We start from the raw sequence: 18,089 nt of genomic DNA, 5'->3' as shown, positions 1-18,089 counted from the left end.
TGCAGACGTGGAGCGGAGCACCCGGTGACTGACTCGACCATCATCTATACGCACACTGACGAGGCCCCGGCCCTGGCGACGTATTCCTTCCTGCCGGTGGTCCAGGCGTACGCCTCGCAGGCGGGTGTCGCCGTGACCACGCGGGACATCTCGCTGGCCGGACGCATCATCGCCGTGTTCCCGGAGTACCTGGCCGAGGACCAGCGCATCGCGGACGCCCTGCACGAGCTGGGCGAGCTGGCGAAGACGCCCGAGGCCAACATCATCAAGCTGCCGAACATCTCGGCGTCGATCCCGCAGCTCAAGGCCGCCATCGCCGAGCTGCAGGGCCAGGGCTACGCGCTGCCGAACTACCCGGACGACCCGAAGACCGACGAGGAGCGGGACGTCCAGGCCCGCTACGACAAGGTCAAGGGCTCCGCGGTCAACCCGGTCCTGCGCGAGGGCAACTCCGACCGCCGCGCCCCCGCCTCGGTCAAGAACTACGCCAAGACCCACCCGCACCGCATGGGCGCCTGGACCTCCGAGTCCAAGACGAACGTCGCGACCATGGGCGAGAACGACTTCCGCTCCACCGAGAAGTCCGTCGTGATCTCCGAGGCGGGCTCGGTCCGCATCGAGCTGGCCGCCGCGGACGGCACCACCACCGTCCTGCGCGAGTCGGTACCGGTCCTCGCGGGCGAGGTCGTCGACGCGTCCGTGCTGCACGTGGCGGCGCTGCGCGAGTTCCTCACCGCGCAGATCGCCGAGGCCAAGGCCCAGGGCGTGCTCTTCTCCGTGCACCTGAAGGCCACGATGATGAAGGTCTCCGACCCGATCATCTTCGGCCACGTGGTGCGCGCCTTCTTCCCGAAGACCTTCGAGCAGTACGGCGAGACGCTGGCCGCGGCCGGCCTGTCCCCGAACAACGGCCTCGGCGGCATCTTCGGCGGCCTCGCCTCCCTCCCCGAGGGCGACGCGATCAAGGCGTCCTTCGAGGCCGAGCTCGCCGAGGGCCCGGCGCTGGCGATGGTCGACTCCGACAAGGGCATCACCAACCTGCACGTGCCGTCCGACGTCATCGTCGACGCCTCGATGCCGGCCATGATCCGCACCTCCGGCCACATGTGGGGCCCGGACGGCCAGGAGGCCGACACCCTCGCGGTGCTCCCGGACTCCTCGTACGCCGGTGTCTACCAGGTCGCGATCGACGACTGCCGCGCCAACGGCGCCTACGACCCGTCGACCATGGGCTCGGTCCCGAACGTCGGTCTGATGGCGCAGAAGGCCGAGGAATACGGCTCCCACGACAAGACCTTCGAGATCAAGGCGGCCGGTACGGTCCGTCTGGTCGACCAGGCCGGCAACGTGCTCATCGAGCAGCCGGTCGCCGAGGGCGACATCTTCCGCGCCTGCCAGACCAAGGACGCGCCGATCAAGGACTGGGTGAAGCTGGCCGTCACCCGCGCCCGCGCCACCGGCGACCCGGCCGTCTTCTGGCTTGACGAGACCCGCGCGCACGACGCCAACCTGATCGCCAAGGTCAACGCGTACCTGCCGGAGCACGACACCGAGGGCCTGGACATCCGCATCCTCGCCCCGGTCGAGGCCACCAAGCTGTCGGTGGAGCGCATCCGCCGCGGCGAGAACACCATCTCGGTCACCGGCAACGTGCTGCGCGACTACCTGACCGACCTCTTCCCGATCCTGGAGCTGGGCACCAGCGCCAAGATGCTGTCGGTGGTCCCGCTGATGGCGGGCGGCGGCCTGTTCGAGACGGGCGCCGGCGGCTCCGCGCCGAAGCACGTCCAGCAGCTGGTCAAGGAGGACTACCTGCGCTGGGACTCGCTCGGTGAGTTCTTCGCCCTGGTGCCGTCGCTGGAGCAGTACGCGACGGCCACGAACAACCCCAAGGCCAAGGTCCTCGCCGACACCCTCGACCGCGCCACGGCGACCTTCCTCAACGAGGACAAGTCCCCGACCCGTCGCGTCGGCGGCATCGACAACCGCGGCAGCCACTTCTTCCTGTCCCTGTACTGGGCGCAGGAGCTGGCGGCCCAGACCGAGGACGCGGACCTGGCGAAGGCCTTCGCCGCGCTCGCCGAGACGCTCTCCGCCAACGAGCAGAAGATCGTCGACGAGCTGCTCGCCGTCCAGGGCAAGCCGGCCGACATCGGCGGCTACTACCAGCCCGACCCGGCGAAGGCTGCCGCGGTGATGCGCCCGTCGGCCACGTGGAACGAGGCGCTGGCGTCCATCGGCTGAACGTGACGCCGGTGACCTGACGGTCCCCGAGTCGCCGCCCCGGCAAGGCATTCCGCCTGCCGGGGCGGCGGCGTTTCCGGCAGAGGGACTTCCTCCACGCAATTGCGTGAGCCAAATGTCTCGAACCAAGTCATCGCCGTTACAAGGTGGTTGGGCAGTGGGCACACTTGCATGAGACAAGACATCGACCTGTCGAGTGGGAGGGGTGAGGCGATGGCCACGGCCGGCGGCCCGACGGTACGGCGACGTCAGCTCGGCTCCGAACTGCGGCGCCTGCGGGAACACGCGGGCATGCGCATCGAGGACGTGGCGACGCACCTGGAGTGCTCCATGTCCAAGATCAGCCGGGTGGAGACGGGCCAGGCCCCCATCAAGGCACGGGACGTGCGCGACCTGCTCCAGTGGTACGGGGTCACCGACCCGGTGCGCGTCGAGACGGTCATGCAGATCCACAAGGACGCCCAGCAGCAGGGCTGGTGGACCCACTATGCGGAGGTGCTGCCCTCGGGCATGGCCACCTACGCGGGCCTGGAGGCCGACGCCCGCGTCCTGCGCTCCTACGAGCCGACGTTCGTGCACGGCCTGCTCCAGACCGAGGAGTACGCCCGCGCCGTGATCGCGGCCGTACGGCCCAACGAGCCTCAGGAAGTGGACCAGTTGGTGCGCTTCCGCAAGGAACGGCAGGCACTGCTGACCCGCGATCCGGATCCGCTGGAGCTGTGGGTGGTGATCGAGGAGAGTGCCCTGCGCCGGCCGGTCGGCGGCCGGGAGGTCATGGCGGCCCAGCTGGAGCACCTCATCGAGGCGACGACCCTGCCGAACGTGACGATCCAGGTCATGCCGACGTCCAAGGGCGCCCATGCCGCCCTGTCGGGCACCTTCTCCCTGCTGGAGTTCGAACCCCGCACGCCGACCGTCGTCTACGTCAACTCCATCGCAGGCAACGTCTATCTGGAGAAGGAGCGCGATGTACGCACCTTCATCCAGACCTTCGACCTGGTGCGGGCCGCCGCTCCCGACCCGCACGACACGGCCGTGACCCTGGAGCGGATCGCAAGGGAGATGCACGCGTCATGAGCACGCACCACGTCCGACGGCCCTCGCAGGCCGAGCTGAGCGGCGCCGACTGGCGTAAGAGCAGCCGTAGTTCGGGCAACGGAGCATGCGTCGAGATCGCCGTCGTCGGCGCTGTCGTCGCCGTCCGGGACTCCAAGCACATCGGCGGTCCCGCAATCGTGTTCTCGCCGCACGAATGGCGCAGGTTCCTCGACGCGGCGGGCGCGGGCCCCGTCCGCCGTCACTGAGCGGAGCAGCCCATGGACGCCCTCACCGCATCGCCCCTCGCGTCCGGCCCCTTCTACCTGACAGAGGTCTTCTGGACGGCGGCCGGAGTCCCTGCCGCCGTCCTGGTGGGCTGCGGCGCGATCTGGGCGGCGTTCAGGGCCTCCCACCCCAAGCGGCGGCTGACCTACGCCGTGGCCCACTCCCGGCTGGTGCGGCGGCGGAGCGACGGCGGCCTGGAGATCCGGTGCAACGGCACCCTGCTGGCCGATCCGCACCTGGTCACGGTGGTGCTGACCAACCCGGGGCGGCGGGACATCGCCAGCAGCGCCTTCGACCGGGGCGAGCCGTTCCGGGTGAGCCTCGGCGTGCCGTACGCCGAGATCCTCGGCAGCGAGTCCCTGCCGAGCGCGGACCTGGCTCCGCCGGCCCGGATCCACGGTGCGGAGCTGAGGATAGGTCCCGGGCGGATCGGCAGCGGCACGACGATCACCTACCAGCTGCTGGTCGACAAGGCACCGTCGTACACCTGTGAGCACTCGCTCCTCGACGTGCGGGTGCGGTCCGCGCCCGCGCTGCCCCTTCAGCGGGGCAGGACGGGTTCCAGGTCGAGCCAGCGGGCCAGGTCCTCGATCTCCTGACCCACCGCTCGGCGCACGGCCGCGTCGAAGGGCACGTCCTCGTGGATCGCGTGCACGGTCAGCACCCCGGCCTTGCGGTCGGCCGCGGCGTCGAGCTTCCCGACCAGTCGGTCACCGTGCAGGATCGGCAGCGCGAAGTAACCCCAGCGGCGCTTGGCGGCCGGTTTGTACATCTCCAGCTGGTACTCGTACTCGAACAGCTCGGTGGTGCGCCTGCGGTCGTGGACGAGGCGGTCGAACGGGGACAGCAAGGCCGTGCGGCCCTCGAAGGGCAGCCCCAACTGGGCGGGGTCGACACGCCACTTGCCCCGTACACCCTCGACCACGGCCTCCTCGCCCGCCTCGCGCACGTCCGCGGGTTCGACCTGGCACTCCGGTCCGCGGGCGCGGGCCATGCCGAGAGCGCGCAGGCGCCGTTCGTCGCGCAGCCGCAGGGCCTCCTCGACCGGGACCGGCGGGATGTCGGGGTAGACCCGGTCGGCGAGGTCCCACAGGCGGTCACCGCCGGCGCGTCCGGCGACGGCGACCTCGCCGCGCTGCACCATGAGCTCCAGGAGCTTGGTGACGTTGCGGTTGTTGGTCCAGCCGCTCGACTTCCAGGGCTTGGCACAGGTGTCCGGCAGGGCGCGGGAAGGCAGCGGGCCCTCGGCGGCCAGGCGGGCGAGGATGTCCTTGCGGCAGGCGTCGTTGGCCGCCACCCAGGTGCGGTGGTACTCCCGCCACGAGGACGGTGTCCCCCGCTCCGGCCACTCGGCCATCTCGCCGCGGTACAGCGCGAGGTCCTCGCCGGGCCGGATCATCGCCTGGAGCTCCAGCAGGCTCCGCTTCTCCAGCGCGGCGGCCAACTCGGCCGGTGCGTACGCCGACCCGAGCCTGCTCCAGGCCACGAGATCGGCGTTGGGCGCAACGGCGGCGGTCGGGTCGATCTGGAGCAGGGTCAGCGCGCGCACGACGTCGAGGAGCCCGTCCGGGCGTGCGGCGTCCAGGAGTTGGGCGCGTACGGCGATACGGCGGGCGTCGGTGCGCGTGAGCTGGTGGACGGTCATGGTTCGAGACTAGGACGCGGGTCTGACAACGGCGCGTCCTCCCATACTGGCGCCATGGAGTTCTTCTGTTATCACCGTGATCGGGTCGGCTCCCTGGGCCTGCGCAAGGAACTGGGAGAGGCGCACTGGGCCTACATGGACCGGTACGAGGACGAGCTGATCGCCCGGGGGCCGACGTTCGGGGACGACGGTGCGACGCCCACCGGGAGTGTGCATGTCGTCGAGCTGCCGGATCCCGCCACCGCCCGCGCGTTCGCCTTCGACGAGCCGAACTACCAGGCCGGGGTGTACCGGGACGTGCTGCTGCGCCGGTGGCGCAATCTGCTGGGGCGCACCATGTGGGAGTTCCCGGGTGGCCGCAGCGGTGGCCGGCGGTATCTGGTGCTGGGGCTCGGTTCGGGGCAGGCCGCCGATCTCGACGTACCGCCCGACTCCGACGAGCTCATCGCGTACGGGCCGCTGCTTTCCGACGACGGCGCCAGCTGGCTGGGCACCGCGGCGCTCGTCCGGGCGCCGGATCCGGACAAGGCTCGTGCCGTTCTCAGCGAGGACCGGTACGCCGGCATCGAGGTCCACGACTGGGAGTTCGGCGGGCGGCGGTGACGGCCCCCTCCTTCGAGTTCCTGCCCGGCGCCGACCACTCCCCCGTGATCCTGCACGTCCCGCACTCCGCTCGGGAGATCCCGGCCGAGGTGCGGGGCGGGATCGTGCTGGACAACGACGCCCTGGCGCGGGAGTTGGACCACATCACCGACGCGTATACGGCGGAGCTCGCCGAGGCCGCGGCCGAGTCGGCGCGGCTCACGCCCTGGCGGTTCGTGAACCGGCTCTCGCGGCTGGTCGTCGACCCGGAGCGGTTCCCCGACGAGCGGGAGGAGATGCGTGCCGTCGGTATGGGTGCGGTGTACACGCGGACGACCCATCGGGAGGTGCTGCGGCTCGGTGACGGCGATCCCGAGCCGTTGGTCGAGCGGTACTTCCGGCCGTACGCGCGGGCCATGACGGAGGCGGTGGCGGATCGGCTGGCGGCGGCCGGGCGGGCCGTGATCGTCGACGTCCACTCGTATCCGACCGTCGCGCTGCCGTACGAGCTGCACGGAGAGGGCGTGCGGCCGGCGGTCTGCCTGGGCACCGACTCCTTCCACACGCCCCCCGAGCTGCTGAGAACCGCCGAAGAGGCGTTCGCGGGCTGTGGGGAGACGGGGCTGGACAGTCCGTTCGGCGGGACGTACGTACCCCTGGACTTCTACGGGAAGGACGCCCGGGTGTCCGCCCTGATGGTGGAGATCCGGCGGGACACGTACATGAGCGAGCCGGGCGGGGCCGCGGGGCCGGGGCTCGGGCGGCTCGCGGCGGCGCTGGCCGGGCTCGTGGACGCCGTGTCCGGCTGAACTCCGGGTGACCTCCGGCTGGAGCACTTCCGCGCGACAGCCGGGCGGGGGCCGGTGAGGGTGGGGGCATGACCGAGGATCCCACCCTCCTGACCGCGCAGGTCCCGCCGCCCGTGCGGGACTGGCCCTCGCTCGACCTGTCCGGTACCGAGTTCGACCCGGTGCTCGCGGACCTGATGCGCGAGGGCCCGCTGACCCGTATCCGCCTGCCGCACGGCGAGGGCTGGGCCTGGCTGGCCACCCGTTACGACGACGTGAAGGCGATCACCAACGATCCGCGGTTCAGCCGCGCCGAGGTCACCGGGCGACAGGTGACCCGGCTGGCCCCGCACTTCAAGCCGCGGCCCGGTTCGCTCGCCTTCGCCGACCAGCCCGACCACAACCGGCTGCGCAAGCCGGTCGCGGGCGCCTTCACGGTGGGTGCGATGAAGCGGCTGCGGCCCCGCGCGCAGGAGCTGCTCGACGGGCTGGTGGACGGGGTGCTGCGGGACGGGCCGCCCGCCGAGCTGATCGAGCGGGTGCTCGAGCCCTTCCCGATCACCGTGGTCAGCGAGGTGATGGGAGTGCCCGCCGAGGACCGGGAGCGGGTGCACGCCTGGACTCGGCAGATCATCTCCACGTCGGGTGGTGCCGAGGCCGCCGACCGGGCCAAGAACGGCATGTACGGGTGGATCACCGACACCATCCGGGACCGTGCGAACAGCACGGACGAGGACGTGTACTCGCTGCTCGGTGCCGCCGTCGGGCGCGGTGAGATCAGCGAGGAGGAGGCCGTCGGGCTCGCCGGGCCGCTGCAGATCGGCGGCGAGGCCGTCACCCACAACTGCGGCCAGATGCTGTTCCTGATGCTCACCCGGCCGGAGTTGATGGCCGAGGCGCGCTCGCGCGAGCCGTCGGACCGGGGGCCGCTGCTGGACGAGCTGCTGCGCTACATCCCGCACCGCACCTCGGTCGGTCTGGCCCGCATCGCCCTGGAGGACGTCGACCTGCACGGCCACCGCATCGCCGCGGGCGACCCGGTGTACGTGTCCTATCTGGCCGCCAACCGTGACCCGGACGTCTTCCCCGCCCCGGACCGGATCGACGCGGCCCGCGATCCCAACCCGCACCTGTCCTTCGGGAACGGCTCGCACTACTGCACCGGAGCCGTACTGGCCCTTATGCAGACCGAGTTGATCGTCGACACGCTGCTGGAGCGGATGCCGGGCCTGCGGCTCGCGGTCCCCGCGGACCAGGTCGTCTGGCGGCGCCGGACGATGATCCGGGGACCGCAGACCCTGCCCGTCACCTGGTGAGGGTGCGGGCAGGGTTCCCGGTCAGGCCGTCAGCCAGTCCGTGACGAGGACTCCCTCGCCGGTCCGCAGCCGCAGCGCGAAGGGACCGGCGGGGGGTTCGCCGTACGTGAAGCGCCCCATGTCGTCGGTGGTCAGCGGAGCTCCCGCCTGGGGGCCGCGGAGCACCTCGATGCGGACCGACTGCGGGGGCAGGACCTGCCCCATCAGCCCCTGTGCGGTCAGTTCCACGTCGACGGTGACCCCGCCCGCGTGGAACGTCAGCATCCGCGGTACGTCCACCGCTCCCCTCACGGGGATGGCGTCCACCACCGAGTCGAAGGTCAGCTCGGCGATCCGGGCGTCCAGGTCGTGCAGTGCGAAGGCCTCCACGGCGATCTGCCGCAGTTCGGCCGGCACCGGGTCCAGGATGCCCGCGGCCTGGCGGAGTTCCTCCTCCAGGAGGTCGAAACCGAGCTCCTCGGTGTCGTTCGGATCTTCGCCATTGTGCTCACTCATGTCGTCCATGTCCCTCACGCCGCTCCCCGTGCTTCGAGTCGTGCCCGCAGGCGCCGCAGACAGCGCTGACGCAGCGGTCCGATGCTGCCCACGGCGATACCGAGGGCCGCGGACACCTCCTGGTAGCTGGGCGGCGGCGACGTCATCAGGACGCGCAGCAACTGCCTGCACCGGTCGCCCAGTTCCTCGAACTCCTGCCACAGGTGCCGGATGCGCTCGCGGTCGGCGGCGGCCTCCTCCAGGTCGAGGAAGGACTGCTCGGGCGTACGGTCCTCGCTGATCCGGTCGAGGACCTGGGGATCGTCCGTGGGGGTGAGCCGCCTTAAGCTCTTGAGCACCTTCAGGCATTCGTGCCGCGCGGTGCTCGCCAGCCAGGAGCCGGTCTTCTCGGGTTCGCGGATCCGCCCCAGGTGCTGGGCGAAGCGGAACCACACGGTCTGGTACACCTCGTGCGCGTCGGCGTCGGAGAGCCGGTGCGAGCGCACGACGGACCACACCAGTGGGCTCAGCCCTTCCACGAGCGCCTTCCAGGCCGCCGCGTCGCCGTCGACGGCGGACTGGACCAACGCGCCGACATCTGCTCGGTCCACGGCCCCACCCCTCGTGTACGGCATGACATCGTACGCCGTGGAAGGGGCCGTTCCAGACCTCATGCCGGAGGAGCCAGCTGCGTGACCGGCGCCGGGCGCCAAGTCGGCGGGCGCAGCGCCGGTACGTGCGCCCCGCGCACCTCCGCGTACGCGCCGTTCGCGGACAGGAGCTGCGTACGCGCGGCGCGGGCGTCGCCCATCTTGTTGGCCGTCATGTAGGCGGCGACCATGCCGGCGGCGACCGGGGTGGCGAACGAGGTGCCGCTCCAGTGCGCGTACCCCTCGAACATCACCTGGTCGGCCTTGACGGAGCTGGGCGTGCCGGCCTCGCTGAGGACGCCGGTGTGGCGCGGGAACTGGCAGGTGCAGGTGTAGGTGAAGCCGAACCGGCACTCCTCGTAGGTGGTGTGCTGGAAGACGTACGGCACCGGTGCGTCGAAGCCGGTCAGGGCGCTGGTGAGGCGCTCGCCGGGGGCGTACACGTTCACCCACGCGCCGTGGTTGCTGAAGCAGGCGCCGTACTCGCCGTCCCCGCGCAGCGCGCCGACCGACAGGACCACGTCCGCGTAGTCGGGGAGGCTGGCGTAGGCGGCGGGCCAGAACGGGGTGGCGCTGGAGTTGTTGCCGGCGGCGGCGACCAGGAGGGTGCCCTGGGCGCGGAGTTCCGCCATGAAGGCGTCGAGGCCGAGCAGGCCTTCGGTGCTGCCGCTCGCGGTGCCGGCGGACAGGCTGATGACGTCCGGCCAGCCGTGCTCGTCCACGGCGTCGAAGAGGCGCTGGCCGAGCTCGGACTCGAGGATGGCGCCGGCGTCGTTGAGGGTGTTGCGGACGGTGACGTTCGTGTTGGGTGCGACGGCCGCGAGCAGGCCCGCGATGAACGTGCCGTGGCCGACGTACTGGAGCAGGTTGCCGTCGGAGTCGGTCTCGGTGCCGTGCAGGTCGCCCTGGACGTGGGCGAGGAGCGGGACGGCGGAGTAGTCGTGGGTGAGGCCGTTGTCGATGACCAGGACGTTCACGGCGGTGTCGGCGTCGTGACCGGCCGAGGCGGCGGCTGGGTTGGTGCCCCCGGTGAGCGGGGCGGGCACGGGCTCGTCCCCGGGACAGGAGTTGACCGGGGCGATCGAGACCACGTGGTTGCGGCTGATCAGGCGGCGCTCGGCGCGTCCCTCCTGCTCGCGCATGGCGCGCAGCGCGTGGGCGACGGCGCGGTCGGAGTGCCGGTCGCCGTGGCCGGGGTCGCCGACCTGGATGCGGGTGATGCCCGAGCGGTTGGTCTCCGGGCTCGCCCGGCGCACGTGGTCGGCGGTCAGGCCGGTCGCTTCGGTGAAGTGGGTGCGCACCCGGTCCTCGACGAGCTGCGCCTCCTCACCGTCGCGGGCCAGGACCACGCCCTTCTCGTAGATGAACTCCGCCGCGTCGTCGGGTCCCATCGCCAGGGGGACGTCGGGCATGGAGCGCTGGATCTGGTCGAACTGCTCGTGGAATCGCTGTGGTGCCATGGCGTGTCCTCCCAGTGAGGCGACAGTCGTCAATCAGAGTCGCGGGTCCGTCGATTGATACAGCGACAAACCGGTGTGAGTCGTGACCAGGCCCACTACCATCCTTTGGGTGACAGCGGGAAGCGACTCGGTTCTCGAACTGCAGCCGATGGTGTTCGCCGCCCCGAACGAGGCGCTGGCACGGGCCCAGGGCGTGCTGGAGTCCGATCCGTCGCCTTGGCGCGCCTCCGTGGCGCACCAGGTGATCGGGATCTGGCAGCGGGACTGGGGCGACATCAGGCTGGCGCTGCACCATCTGCGCCGGGCCCGGGACCTGGCGGCGCGCGCCCAGGATCCCGACCGCGAGGGGGACGTCCTGGCCACGCTCGGGGTGGCGCTCATCCATTCCGGGCGCACCCGGCAGGGCCTGGAGGCGCTGGAGCGGGGTGTCCTCGTCAGCAGCGGGCACAACCGCGCCCGGGTGCTGTACCGGCGGGCGTACGCGTCCTGGGTGCTGGGCCGGCACCGTGAGTCGTTGGAGGACGTACGGCGGGCGATTCCCGTGCTGCGGCAGGCGGAGGACGTCATCTGGACGGCGCGGGCGCTGACCCTGCGGGCCACCGTGCATCTGGCGGTGGGCGCGGTGGACCGGGCGGACGCCGACTTCGCGGCCGCCGAGGCGCTGTGGGACACCACCGGTCAGGAGCACGAGAAGGCGGACATCGTGGAGAGCCGTGGCCTGGCCGCCTTCCAGCAGGGGGATGTGCCGGTCGCGCTGCGGCTGTTCGACGAGGCCGAGGAGCAGTACGCCAAGCTCGGCACTCCGTCCTTCATGCTCTACATCCGGCGCTGCGGGGTCCTGATGGCGGCCGGCCTCGCCTCGGAGGCGCTCGCCGAGGCGGACGCGGCGATCGGCGTGCTCGACGGGATCGGCGGGCAGCCCACGCGCAAGGCGGAGCTGCTGCTGGTGGCCGCCCGGGCGGCCCGGCTGGCGAACGATCCGCACACGGCGATCGCGCGCGCGGCGCTGGCGGTGCGGCTGTTCGCCGGGCAGCGGCGCCCCTGGTGGGAGGCGCACGCACGCCTGGTGCTGATCGAGGCGCGGCTCGCCGCGGGGCGTGGTTCGGGGCGGCTGGTGGCGGACGCGGCCGCGGTGGCCGAGAAGCTGGCGTCCTTCGGCGCGCCGGCCGCACCGGAGGCCTCACTCCTGGCGGGGCGGATCGCGCTGGGCCTAGGCTGGACCGCGGACGCCGAGCGGCATCTGGCGGTGGCCGCGCGCAGTCGGCACAGCGGGCCGCCGCTGGCCCGGATGACCGGCTGGGCCGCGCAGGCGCTGCGGGCCCGGGCCGCCGGTTCGGGGCGGGGTGTGCTGGAGGCGTGCCGGCGCGGGCTGGACGTGCTCGACGACCACCGGATGACGCTGGGCGCCTCGGAGTTGCGGGCCCGAGCGACCGCGCAGGGCGCGGAGCTGGCGGCGCTGGCCCAGCAGGCCAGTCTGGACTCGGGCGGCCCTCGGCGGCTGCTGATGTGGAGCGAGCGCTGGCGGGCCACGGTGCTGTCCGCGCCGCCGACCCGGCCGCCCGCCGACCCGGCGCTGCTCGGCAGCCTGACCGCGTTCCGGGAGATCGCGCGCCGAGCGGCCGAGGCGCGCAGCGACGGGCGCCCGATCCCCGCCCTTGAGCGTGAACAGCGGCGCCTGGAACGGGAGATCCGCTCCCGCACCCTGCACATCCGCGGCGACGCGCCCGGCGCCGAGGACCACTTCGACGTGGGCCACCTGCTGTCCCGCCTCGGCGAGGTGCGGCTCGTCGAACTCGCCGTGCTGGACGGGCGGGTGCAGGTGCTGCTGTGCGGCGGTGGGCGGGTACGGCGCTTCGAGGCGGGGCTGCTCGCGGACGCGGAGGTCGAGGCGGAGCACGTACAGGCCGGGTTGCGGCGGCTGGCTCATCCCGGGGCGGAGGCGCGGCTGCCCCTGGTGGAGGAGATGGGGCGTCGGCTGGAGGAGTTGCTGCTCGGACCGGCGGCCGCGCAGTTGGGCTCAGGGCCGGTGGTGGTCGTACCGCCGGGGCGGCTGCACAGTGTGCCGTGGGCCTTGCTGCCGTCGTTGCGCGAGCGGGTGCTCAGTGTGTCGCCGTCGGCGAGCAGCTGGCTGCGGGCGCGGGAGACCGAGCCGCCGCGGGGCAACCGGCATGTGCTGGTGCGCGGTCCGGGCCTCGCGACGGGTGGCGCGGAGGTGCCCGAACTGGCCGGGCTGTACGGCGGGCCGGCCGTGCCGACGCTGCTGGAGCACGAGGACGCGCGCGTGCCGCGCGTGCTGGAGGAGATCGACGGGGCGACGCTGGCGCACATCGCCGCGCACGGCACGTTCCGCGCCGACAGCCCCCTGTTCTCCTCTCTCCGGATGGCCGACGGCCCGCTGATCGTGCACGACTTCGAGCGCCTGGACCGCAGCCCGTACCGGATCATCCTGTCCAGCTGCGACACCGCCCGGCTCGCCTCGGTCGGTGCGGACGAACTGCTCGGCCTGGTCACCGCGTTGCTGCCGCTGGGTACGGCGGGGGTGGTGGCGAGCAGTGCGCCGGTCAACGACCATGCCGTGGTCCCGCTGATGCTGGCGCTGCACAAGGGGCTGAGCGCGGGTCTCTCCCTGGCCGAGGCGTTGCGCGACGCACGCGCGGCGCTCCCGGGTGACGCGCTGCATCAGGCGACGGGGTGGGCGTTCACGGCGTTCGGGGCGGCATGACCTGGGGCACCATGATCGTGTGACATACGCGGTGACTGTGGACGTGCAACTGCCGGAAGGCGCCCGGGAGCTCGACGAGCTGCAGCGGGAGGGCGTCATCTTCCTGCTGCGCAAGGGCCTCGACTCGGTCGAGGCGATCGAGGGGCCCGACGGGATGGAGGTCGACCTGACGGACGACGTCATCGCCGTCCATCCCGGCGGGGCGATCCTGAAACTCTTCGTGGACGCGCCGGCGCTGGAGTTCGCCGAGGAGGCGGCCGGTGAGGTCGTCGCCGAGCTGCTGGAGCGGAGCGAGTTGCTCGCCGAGTGGGAGATCGCGCGCTGCGAGGTGGATCTCCATCCCGATCTGCTCCAGGAGAGCCTGGACGCGGCCGACGGGCCGGACGCGCCGCCGGCCGACCTCGCCGAGCGCGCGCGGCGCCACGCGGCGGGGCCGCCCACCGCGGCGCCGCATCGCCTCGACCGCTCCGAGGTGGAGGCGATGCGGTACCGACTGCGGTCGCTGGCACCGGAGTTGAAGGCCTTCCCGTTGGAGTCCTTCGGCCACACGGACGCCGAGCAGGAGCCGGCGGTCGGCCGGGAGGCGGCGGAAGTGGCGGCCGGGGCGGTCGTGTACGCCATCGACCTCCTCGTCGACGGACTCTTCACGGACCTCGCCGGACTGGAGGAGGACGGGCCCACCGTCGCGGACAGCGACGCGGCGTTCATGATCCTCGACGACCTGCCGCCCCAGTTCGCCCCGCAGTACACGGCCCTGTTCGCCCGCCGTCTGACCGCCACGGCGGTGACCATGACGGCCCGTCTCACCCAGCCGCGCTTCGGCGGCCTGAGCTGTGTGGCCGAGGAACTCCTGATGCAGTTCCTCCTGGCCCAGGCCGAGGTCACGACGGACCTGTACGGCCTCCTGACGGAGGAGGTCAGCGCGGCCCTGGAGGCCTTCGCCGACACCCTGTACGAGGACACGGAACACGAAGCCAAGGCAGAGGACTGGTTCACGCCGTTCGACGCGGGGCGGTATGTGCATCCTTACGCGGCCAACGACGACTAGGGGCGCGGGAGGGGCGGTCCGAATCGGCACCAACAGGTGACAGTCACAAACCGATCACCTATTGCGCCCGCCCGACATCCGCCCGCTCCACCGGCGCAAGCGGGTGTGGCTGGGCGGGGCGGGGCTGCTGCTCGCGGGGGCGCTCATAGCCTCGCCGGGGACGGTGGGAAGCAGCCCGTCGAGGCCAAGGTCCTGCCCGCGTCGACCGTCACCGCGACGGTGACGGCCGCTCCCGAGCCCGGCCCGACCGTCACGAAGACCGTCAAGGCCAAGCCCGGCCCCACGGTCACCGTCACCAGGACCGCTGCCGCGCAGGCCGCCGGCACGAACAGTGGCGGTCAGGACAGCACCGGTACCTGCTCGATCGTCTCCAACTCGGGGAACTGCTACTCGGCGGGGCAGTTCTGCCGGAACAGTGACCACGGGGCTGTGACGACCACCGCGGGCGGCTCGACGATCAAGTGCGTGTACAGCTCCAGCCGTTGGCGCTGGACCTACGCCTGATCGGCGTCCGACGGGCACGTCGCCCGGGTCGGCGGCCTGACCCCTCCCCCGAATACTGGGGGTCAGACCGCCGGTTCTTGGGTGGCTCAGGCCGGTTGGGCCGTCGGGGGGTCCATGAGCCAGGGGAGGGATGCGCGGTCGCTGGCGCCGAGGCGGGCGTAGGCGCTGTAGAGGTGGTTGCCCACCGTGCGGATGGACAGGGTCAGTTGCTCGGCGATCTGGCGGTTGCTCAGGCCCGCCGCCGCCAGGGTGACGATCTGGCGCTGGCGGGCGGTGAGTTCGCCCAGGACCAGGCCGGAGAGGGCCGGGGTGCGGGCGCCCTGGCAGCGGCGGGCGAGGGCCACGGCACGCGTGCGTGACGTGCGGGCGGCGTGCGGCTCGCGGTGCGCCCGTACCGCCTGCGCGTGCGCCTCCGCGGCGAACAGGAGGAAGCCCCGCTCCTCCAGCGCCTCGGCCGCCCGATCCAGCGCCGGGCCGTCCGACCGGGCGAGCGCATCGGCGTGCAGGGCGAACACTCCCCCGACCGGCAGGCGCGCGGCGACCTTCTCGGGCGCCCCGAGGCGTACGGCGTCGTACAGGGCGTACGCCCCTGTCGCCTCGAAGGTCTCCAGAATCGCCCCCTCCACATCCCCGCACGCCACCGCCTGCCAGACGGCGGCCTCACCGGAGAGCGCGTCCACCATGCCGGTGTCCCCCGACTGCGCGGCGGCCAGGGCGAGTTCGGTGCGGCAGGGTGCGTCCCCCGGCGCGTGCCGCAAGCCCTCCCTCGCCCAGGCCGCCGCCTCCCGCAGCTCCCCCCGAAGCCGCGAGTAGCGGGCACGTACGGCCGCGTACTCGGCCGGTACCGGTGCCCCTTCCTGTGCCGGGCCGTCCCCCACGGGTGCCGGCAGTGCACGTACGTCGGCATGGTCGATCCGCGCGGTCAGTACGGCCGCCTCCGCGGCGAGGGCCGCGCGGTACTGGTCCGGTGTGCGCGCCAGCCGCCGCGCCCGCAGCCGGCCCGCCGCGGCCCGCAGCACCGGGCCGTGCAGGGGGTGGGCGAGGCGGACGGCGCCGTCGTCGTCGATGCGGATCAGGTCGTCGGCCTCAAGGCTTTCGAGGACGCGCAGGTCCCCCAGGGCGTCCATGTCCAGTGGCAGGGGCTCCGAGAAGGCCAGGCGTTCCAGGGTCGTCCGCTCCTCGCGGTGGGGGCGGTCGAGGGCCTCGGCGGCGCGTGCGCGGAGCGCCGGGGCCATGGGGACCTGACCCCGCCATGCCCACGCGTCCGTGTCCCGGTCCCGGGTGAGCAGTCCGCGCTCGCGCACCGCGTCCACCAGGTCGCGCAGCAGCCGCAGATCGCCGCGGGAGAGGTGGAGCAGGCGGTTCAGGGTGAGGGGTTCGACGGGGCCGCCGAGGGCGGTGGTGAGCAGCTGCTCCGTGTCCTCGCGCGGCAACGGCTCCAGGGCCAGGCGCGGGAGTAGTTCGCCGGTCCAGAGGCGGGAGACCGCGCCGGGGACCGGGGCGCCGTCGGCCGCGACGACGATCAGGCGCGTACGGCCGTGCACGGCGAGCTGGTGGACGAGGGCGGCCGAGGCGTCGTCGAGCAGCTGGGCGTCGTCGATCAGCAGCAGCCGTACACCCGAAAGGAGCTGGACCGCCCGGTGCAGGGAGACCGTCTCGGGCAGCAGGTGGGTGAACGCGGCGAAGGGTATGTGACGGGTCTCCGGCGTGCCGGCCGCGCGGGCGCGGTCGCCGCCGCGGACCGCCTCCATGGCCAGCCGGGTCTTGCCGCAGCCCGCCGGGCCGGTGACCACGATGCCGTGGTGGCCTGCGGTCAGGGACCGGCGGATCAGCTCGAGCTCGTCCTCACGTCCGGTGAACGGCCAGGGCAGTTCAAGGGTCTTCGCGTCGCGTTCGAAGGTCGTCACGGGAGTATGAGTGCGAGTACTCACTCCTGATACAGGGTGACTTGAGTAGACCCCGACTCAGGCGCCTGTGACCCCGCTCACGGCAGTCTGTTCGCATGACCGGACGCTACTGCAGCCTCGCGCAGCAGTCGGCCCCCGCTTTCACACCGGGGCTGACCGCCGACCGGCTCAGTGCGCTCATCTCGGGAAACCGGATGTGGGTCAACGGCACGGTGCTGCACTACCACTTCTTCGACGGCGACACCGACGCGTCGGTCATCCCCGTACCGGGGACGGGGTCGGTGCGGCGGGTGTCGTGGGTCGGCGCCAAGGAGCAGCGCGACGTGGTCCGCGAGGGCTTCCGGGAGTGGCAGGACCTCGGCATCGGTGTCACGTTCGTCGAGGTCGGCGACGGCTCGGAGGCCGACCTGCGGATCGGCTTCCAGCTCGGCGACGGCTCCTGGTCGGCGGTGGGGCGGGACGCGCTCCGGGCCGGGCAGAACGAGCGCACGATGAACTTCGGCTGGGACCTGACCGCGCCCGGGGAGCGCGGGACGGCCCTGCACGAGATCGGCCACGCGCTCGGCATGCTGCACGAGCACCAGAGCCCGTTCGCGGGCATCCACTGGGACGACGAGGCCGTGTACGCGGATCTGGCGGGCCCGCCGAACTTCTGGAGCCGGGACCGGACGTTCTTCAACATCCTGCGCAAGCTGGACCCGGACGAGGTGAACGGCTCCGTCTGGGACCCGCAGTCGATCATGGAGTACGCGTTCCCGGGCGAACTCATCCTGGAGCCGGAGCAGTTCCGCGGCGGCCTGAACCCGCCGGGCACGCTGTCACCGGCCGACAAGGAGTTCGTGCTCCGCTGGTACCCGCCGGCCGACGCCTCGCAGCCTCCGGGTCTGGTCCCGTTCCGGTCCGTGCCGCTGGGTCTCGGGCCGGGCGAGCAGGCCGACTTCGTGATCGACCCGCCGGAGACCCGCGAGTACACCATCGGGACCTTCGGCGCGAGCGACACCGTCCTGGTGGTCTTCGAGGAGCGGAACGGGGAGCCCCGCTACCTCGCCGGCCGGGACGACGGGGGGCAACCGCACAACGCCACGATGAAGGCCCGGCTGGTCAAGGGCCGCCGCTACTACGTCCGGGTACGTCTCTACTCCGCGTGGGGTCCGGGGGAAACAGCGGTCATGTGCTGGTGACGGCACAGGACCGCCCCACGCGGTCGGCTGGACCACAGTCCGGCGCCGGGGGAAGGTCGGGAACACATCACCTTCGGGGGAGGGAGATGTGTTCCCGACCCACGGCGTGCTCCCCTCGGGGACAACGGTTTCCGGACGCCGGGAGGCCACTCATGCGAAGGATCCTTCGGCGCCTGCGGGTGCCACTGCTCGCGCTCGTCCTCCTCACCGGCGGTTTCGCGGCCCTCGCGCCGTACACCGGGGGC

At 72.3% G+C, this 18,089-nt stretch carries 15 protein-coding genes and 1 pseudogene; 11 read left to right on the top strand and 5 right to left on the bottom strand.

All coding sequences use genetic code 11. The annotated features are described in order from the left end of the window. The first annotated feature begins 24 nt into the window (after positions 1 to 24). The 4 genes from ACQEWB_RS44015 (at position 25) to ACQEWB_RS44000 (ending at position 4,166) form a co-directional block, all read left to right on the top strand. Positions 25 to 2,244, top strand: coding sequence for an NADP-dependent isocitrate dehydrogenase (locus ACQEWB_RS44015; protein WP_432841511.1), 2,220 nt, complete (start codon positions 25 to 27; stop codon positions 2,242 to 2,244). 171 nt (positions 2,245 to 2,415) lie between these two features. Beyond that, positions 2,416 to 3,321, top strand: a complete 906-nt coding sequence (locus ACQEWB_RS44010) for a helix-turn-helix domain-containing protein (protein ID WP_432841509.1) — start codon at positions 2,416 to 2,418, stop codon at positions 3,319 to 3,321. Then, positions 3,318 to 3,548, top strand: coding sequence for a DUF397 domain-containing protein (locus ACQEWB_RS44005; RefSeq protein ID WP_432841507.1), 231 nt, complete (start codon positions 3,318 to 3,320; stop codon positions 3,546 to 3,548). Before ACQEWB_RS44010 ends, ACQEWB_RS44005 begins: the two co-directional genes overlap by 4 nt. 12 nt (positions 3,549 to 3,560) lie before the next feature. Continuing rightward, positions 3,561 to 4,166 carry a hypothetical protein gene (locus tag ACQEWB_RS44000; protein ID WP_432841505.1) on the top strand — a complete coding sequence of 202 codons (606 nt, stop codon included), beginning with the start codon at positions 3,561 to 3,563 and terminating at the stop codon, positions 4,164 to 4,166. Here the strand turns inward: ACQEWB_RS44000 and ACQEWB_RS43995 are convergent. After that, the gene (locus tag ACQEWB_RS43995; RefSeq protein ID WP_432841503.1) at positions 4,109 to 5,212 is read right to left on the bottom strand and encodes a DNA glycosylase AlkZ-like family protein; all 1,104 of its coding nucleotides are present in this window, start codon (positions 5,210 to 5,212) and stop codon (positions 4,109 to 4,111) included. The two genes, ACQEWB_RS44000 and ACQEWB_RS43995, sit on opposite strands and share 58 nt — an antisense overlap. A gap of 54 nt (positions 5,213 to 5,266) precedes the next feature. Between ACQEWB_RS43995 and ACQEWB_RS43990 the strand changes: the two genes are divergently transcribed. The 3 genes from ACQEWB_RS43990 to ACQEWB_RS43980 all read left to right on the top strand — a co-directional run bounded on the left by ACQEWB_RS43990 (position 5,267) and on the right by ACQEWB_RS43980 (position 7,898). After that, a complete protein-coding gene (locus tag ACQEWB_RS43990; protein ID WP_432841501.1) occupies positions 5,267 to 5,815 on the top strand; it encodes a YciI family protein in 549 nt (182 codons plus the stop codon). Beyond that, entirely contained in the window at positions 5,812 to 6,603 is a 792-nt protein-coding gene (locus tag ACQEWB_RS43985) for an N-formylglutamate amidohydrolase (RefSeq protein ID WP_432841499.1), read from the top strand. The genes ACQEWB_RS43990 and ACQEWB_RS43985 overlap by 4 nt, the downstream gene beginning before the upstream one ends. A gap of 68 nt (positions 6,604 to 6,671) precedes the next feature. Then, complete coding sequence (locus ACQEWB_RS43980; protein ID WP_432841497.1) at positions 6,672 to 7,898, top strand: cytochrome P450; 1,227 nt, start codon at positions 6,672 to 6,674, stop codon at positions 7,896 to 7,898. A gap of 21 nt (positions 7,899 to 7,919) precedes the next feature. Here ACQEWB_RS43980 and ACQEWB_RS43975 read toward each other — a convergent pair whose 3' ends face one another. From ACQEWB_RS43975 to ACQEWB_RS43965, 3 genes are read right to left on the bottom strand one after another with little or no spacing between them, the layout of a single operon-like run. Continuing rightward, positions 7,920 to 8,393, bottom strand: coding sequence for a hypothetical protein (locus tag ACQEWB_RS43975; RefSeq protein WP_432841495.1), 474 nt, complete (start codon positions 8,391 to 8,393; stop codon positions 7,920 to 7,922). A gap of 14 nt (positions 8,394 to 8,407) precedes the next feature. Then, on the bottom strand, positions 8,408 to 9,007 hold the full coding sequence (locus tag ACQEWB_RS43970) for an RNA polymerase sigma factor (RefSeq protein WP_432841493.1): 600 nt from the start codon (positions 9,005 to 9,007) through the stop codon (positions 8,408 to 8,410). A gap of 35 nt (positions 9,008 to 9,042) precedes the next feature. Then, on the bottom strand, positions 9,043 to 10,482 hold the full coding sequence (locus ACQEWB_RS43965) for a S8/S53 family peptidase (protein ID WP_432841491.1): 1,440 nt from the start codon (positions 10,480 to 10,482) through the stop codon (positions 9,043 to 9,045). A 148-nt stretch (positions 10,483 to 10,630) separates the two neighbouring features. Between ACQEWB_RS43965 and ACQEWB_RS43960 the strand changes: the two genes are divergently transcribed. The 3 genes and pseudogenes from ACQEWB_RS43960 to ACQEWB_RS43950 all read left to right on the top strand — a co-directional run bounded on the left by ACQEWB_RS43960 (position 10,631) and on the right by ACQEWB_RS43950 (position 14,756). Continuing rightward, entirely contained in the window at positions 10,631 to 13,204 is a 2,574-nt protein-coding gene (locus tag ACQEWB_RS43960) for a CHAT domain-containing protein (RefSeq protein WP_432844327.1), read from the top strand. Positions 13,205 to 13,223: 19 nt separating this feature from the next. After that, positions 13,224 to 14,252 carry a hypothetical protein gene (locus ACQEWB_RS43955; RefSeq protein WP_432841489.1) on the top strand — a complete coding sequence of 343 codons (1,029 nt, stop codon included), beginning with the start codon at positions 13,224 to 13,226 and terminating at the stop codon, positions 14,250 to 14,252. Positions 14,253 to 14,313: 61 nt separating this feature from the next. After that, positions 14,314 to 14,756, top strand: a pseudogene (locus ACQEWB_RS43950) (hypothetical protein). Positions 14,757 to 14,842: 86 nt separating this feature from the next. Here the strand turns inward: ACQEWB_RS43950 and ACQEWB_RS43945 are convergent. Further along, complete coding sequence (locus ACQEWB_RS43945; RefSeq protein ID WP_432841487.1) at positions 14,843 to 16,663, bottom strand: LuxR family transcriptional regulator AbsR2; 1,821 nt, start codon at positions 16,661 to 16,663, stop codon at positions 14,843 to 14,845. A 95-nt stretch (positions 16,664 to 16,758) separates the two neighbouring features. Here ACQEWB_RS43945 and absR1 point away from each other — a divergent pair, with 95 nt between their 5' ends. Continuing rightward, complete coding sequence (gene absR1 / locus ACQEWB_RS43940) at positions 16,759 to 17,844, top strand: beta-glucuronidase AbsR1 (RefSeq protein ID WP_432841485.1); 1,086 nt, start codon at positions 16,759 to 16,761, stop codon at positions 17,842 to 17,844. Positions 17,845 to 18,089 lie beyond the last annotated feature (245 nt).

Source organism: Streptomyces sp. CA-249302 (assembly GCF_050936785.1).
Lineage (GTDB): Bacteria > Actinomycetota > Actinomycetes > Streptomycetales > Streptomycetaceae > Streptomyces.
This window is presented reverse-complemented; position numbering and strand designations above follow the sequence as displayed.

Coding starts and splice junctions, on each gene's coding strand:
- ACQEWB_RS43975 (WP_432841495.1), bottom strand. CDS start 8,393: ATGAGTGAGCACAATGGCGAAGATCCGAACGACACCGAGGAGCTCGGT.
- ACQEWB_RS44005 (WP_432841507.1), top strand. CDS start 3,318: ATGAGCACGCACCACGTCCGACGGCCCTCGCAGGCCGAGCTGAGCGGC.
- ACQEWB_RS43980 (WP_432841497.1), top strand. CDS start 6,672: ATGACCGAGGATCCCACCCTCCTGACCGCGCAGGTCCCGCCGCCCGTG.
- ACQEWB_RS44010 (WP_432841509.1), top strand. CDS start 2,416: ATGAGACAAGACATCGACCTGTCGAGTGGGAGGGGTGAGGCGATGGCC.
- ACQEWB_RS44000 (WP_432841505.1), top strand. CDS start 3,561: ATGGACGCCCTCACCGCATCGCCCCTCGCGTCCGGCCCCTTCTACCTG.
- ACQEWB_RS43960 (WP_432844327.1), top strand. CDS start 10,631: ATGGTGTTCGCCGCCCCGAACGAGGCGCTGGCACGGGCCCAGGGCGTG.
- ACQEWB_RS43970 (WP_432841493.1), bottom strand. CDS start 9,007: ATGCCGTACACGAGGGGTGGGGCCGTGGACCGAGCAGATGTCGGCGCG.
- absR1 (WP_432841485.1), top strand. CDS start 16,759: ATGACCGGACGCTACTGCAGCCTCGCGCAGCAGTCGGCCCCCGCTTTC.
- ACQEWB_RS43995 (WP_432841503.1), bottom strand. CDS start 5,212: ATGACCGTCCACCAGCTCACGCGCACCGACGCCCGCCGTATCGCCGTA.
- ACQEWB_RS43965 (WP_432841491.1), bottom strand. CDS start 10,482: ATGGCACCACAGCGATTCCACGAGCAGTTCGACCAGATCCAGCGCTCC.
- ACQEWB_RS43990 (WP_432841501.1), top strand. CDS start 5,267: ATGGAGTTCTTCTGTTATCACCGTGATCGGGTCGGCTCCCTGGGCCTG.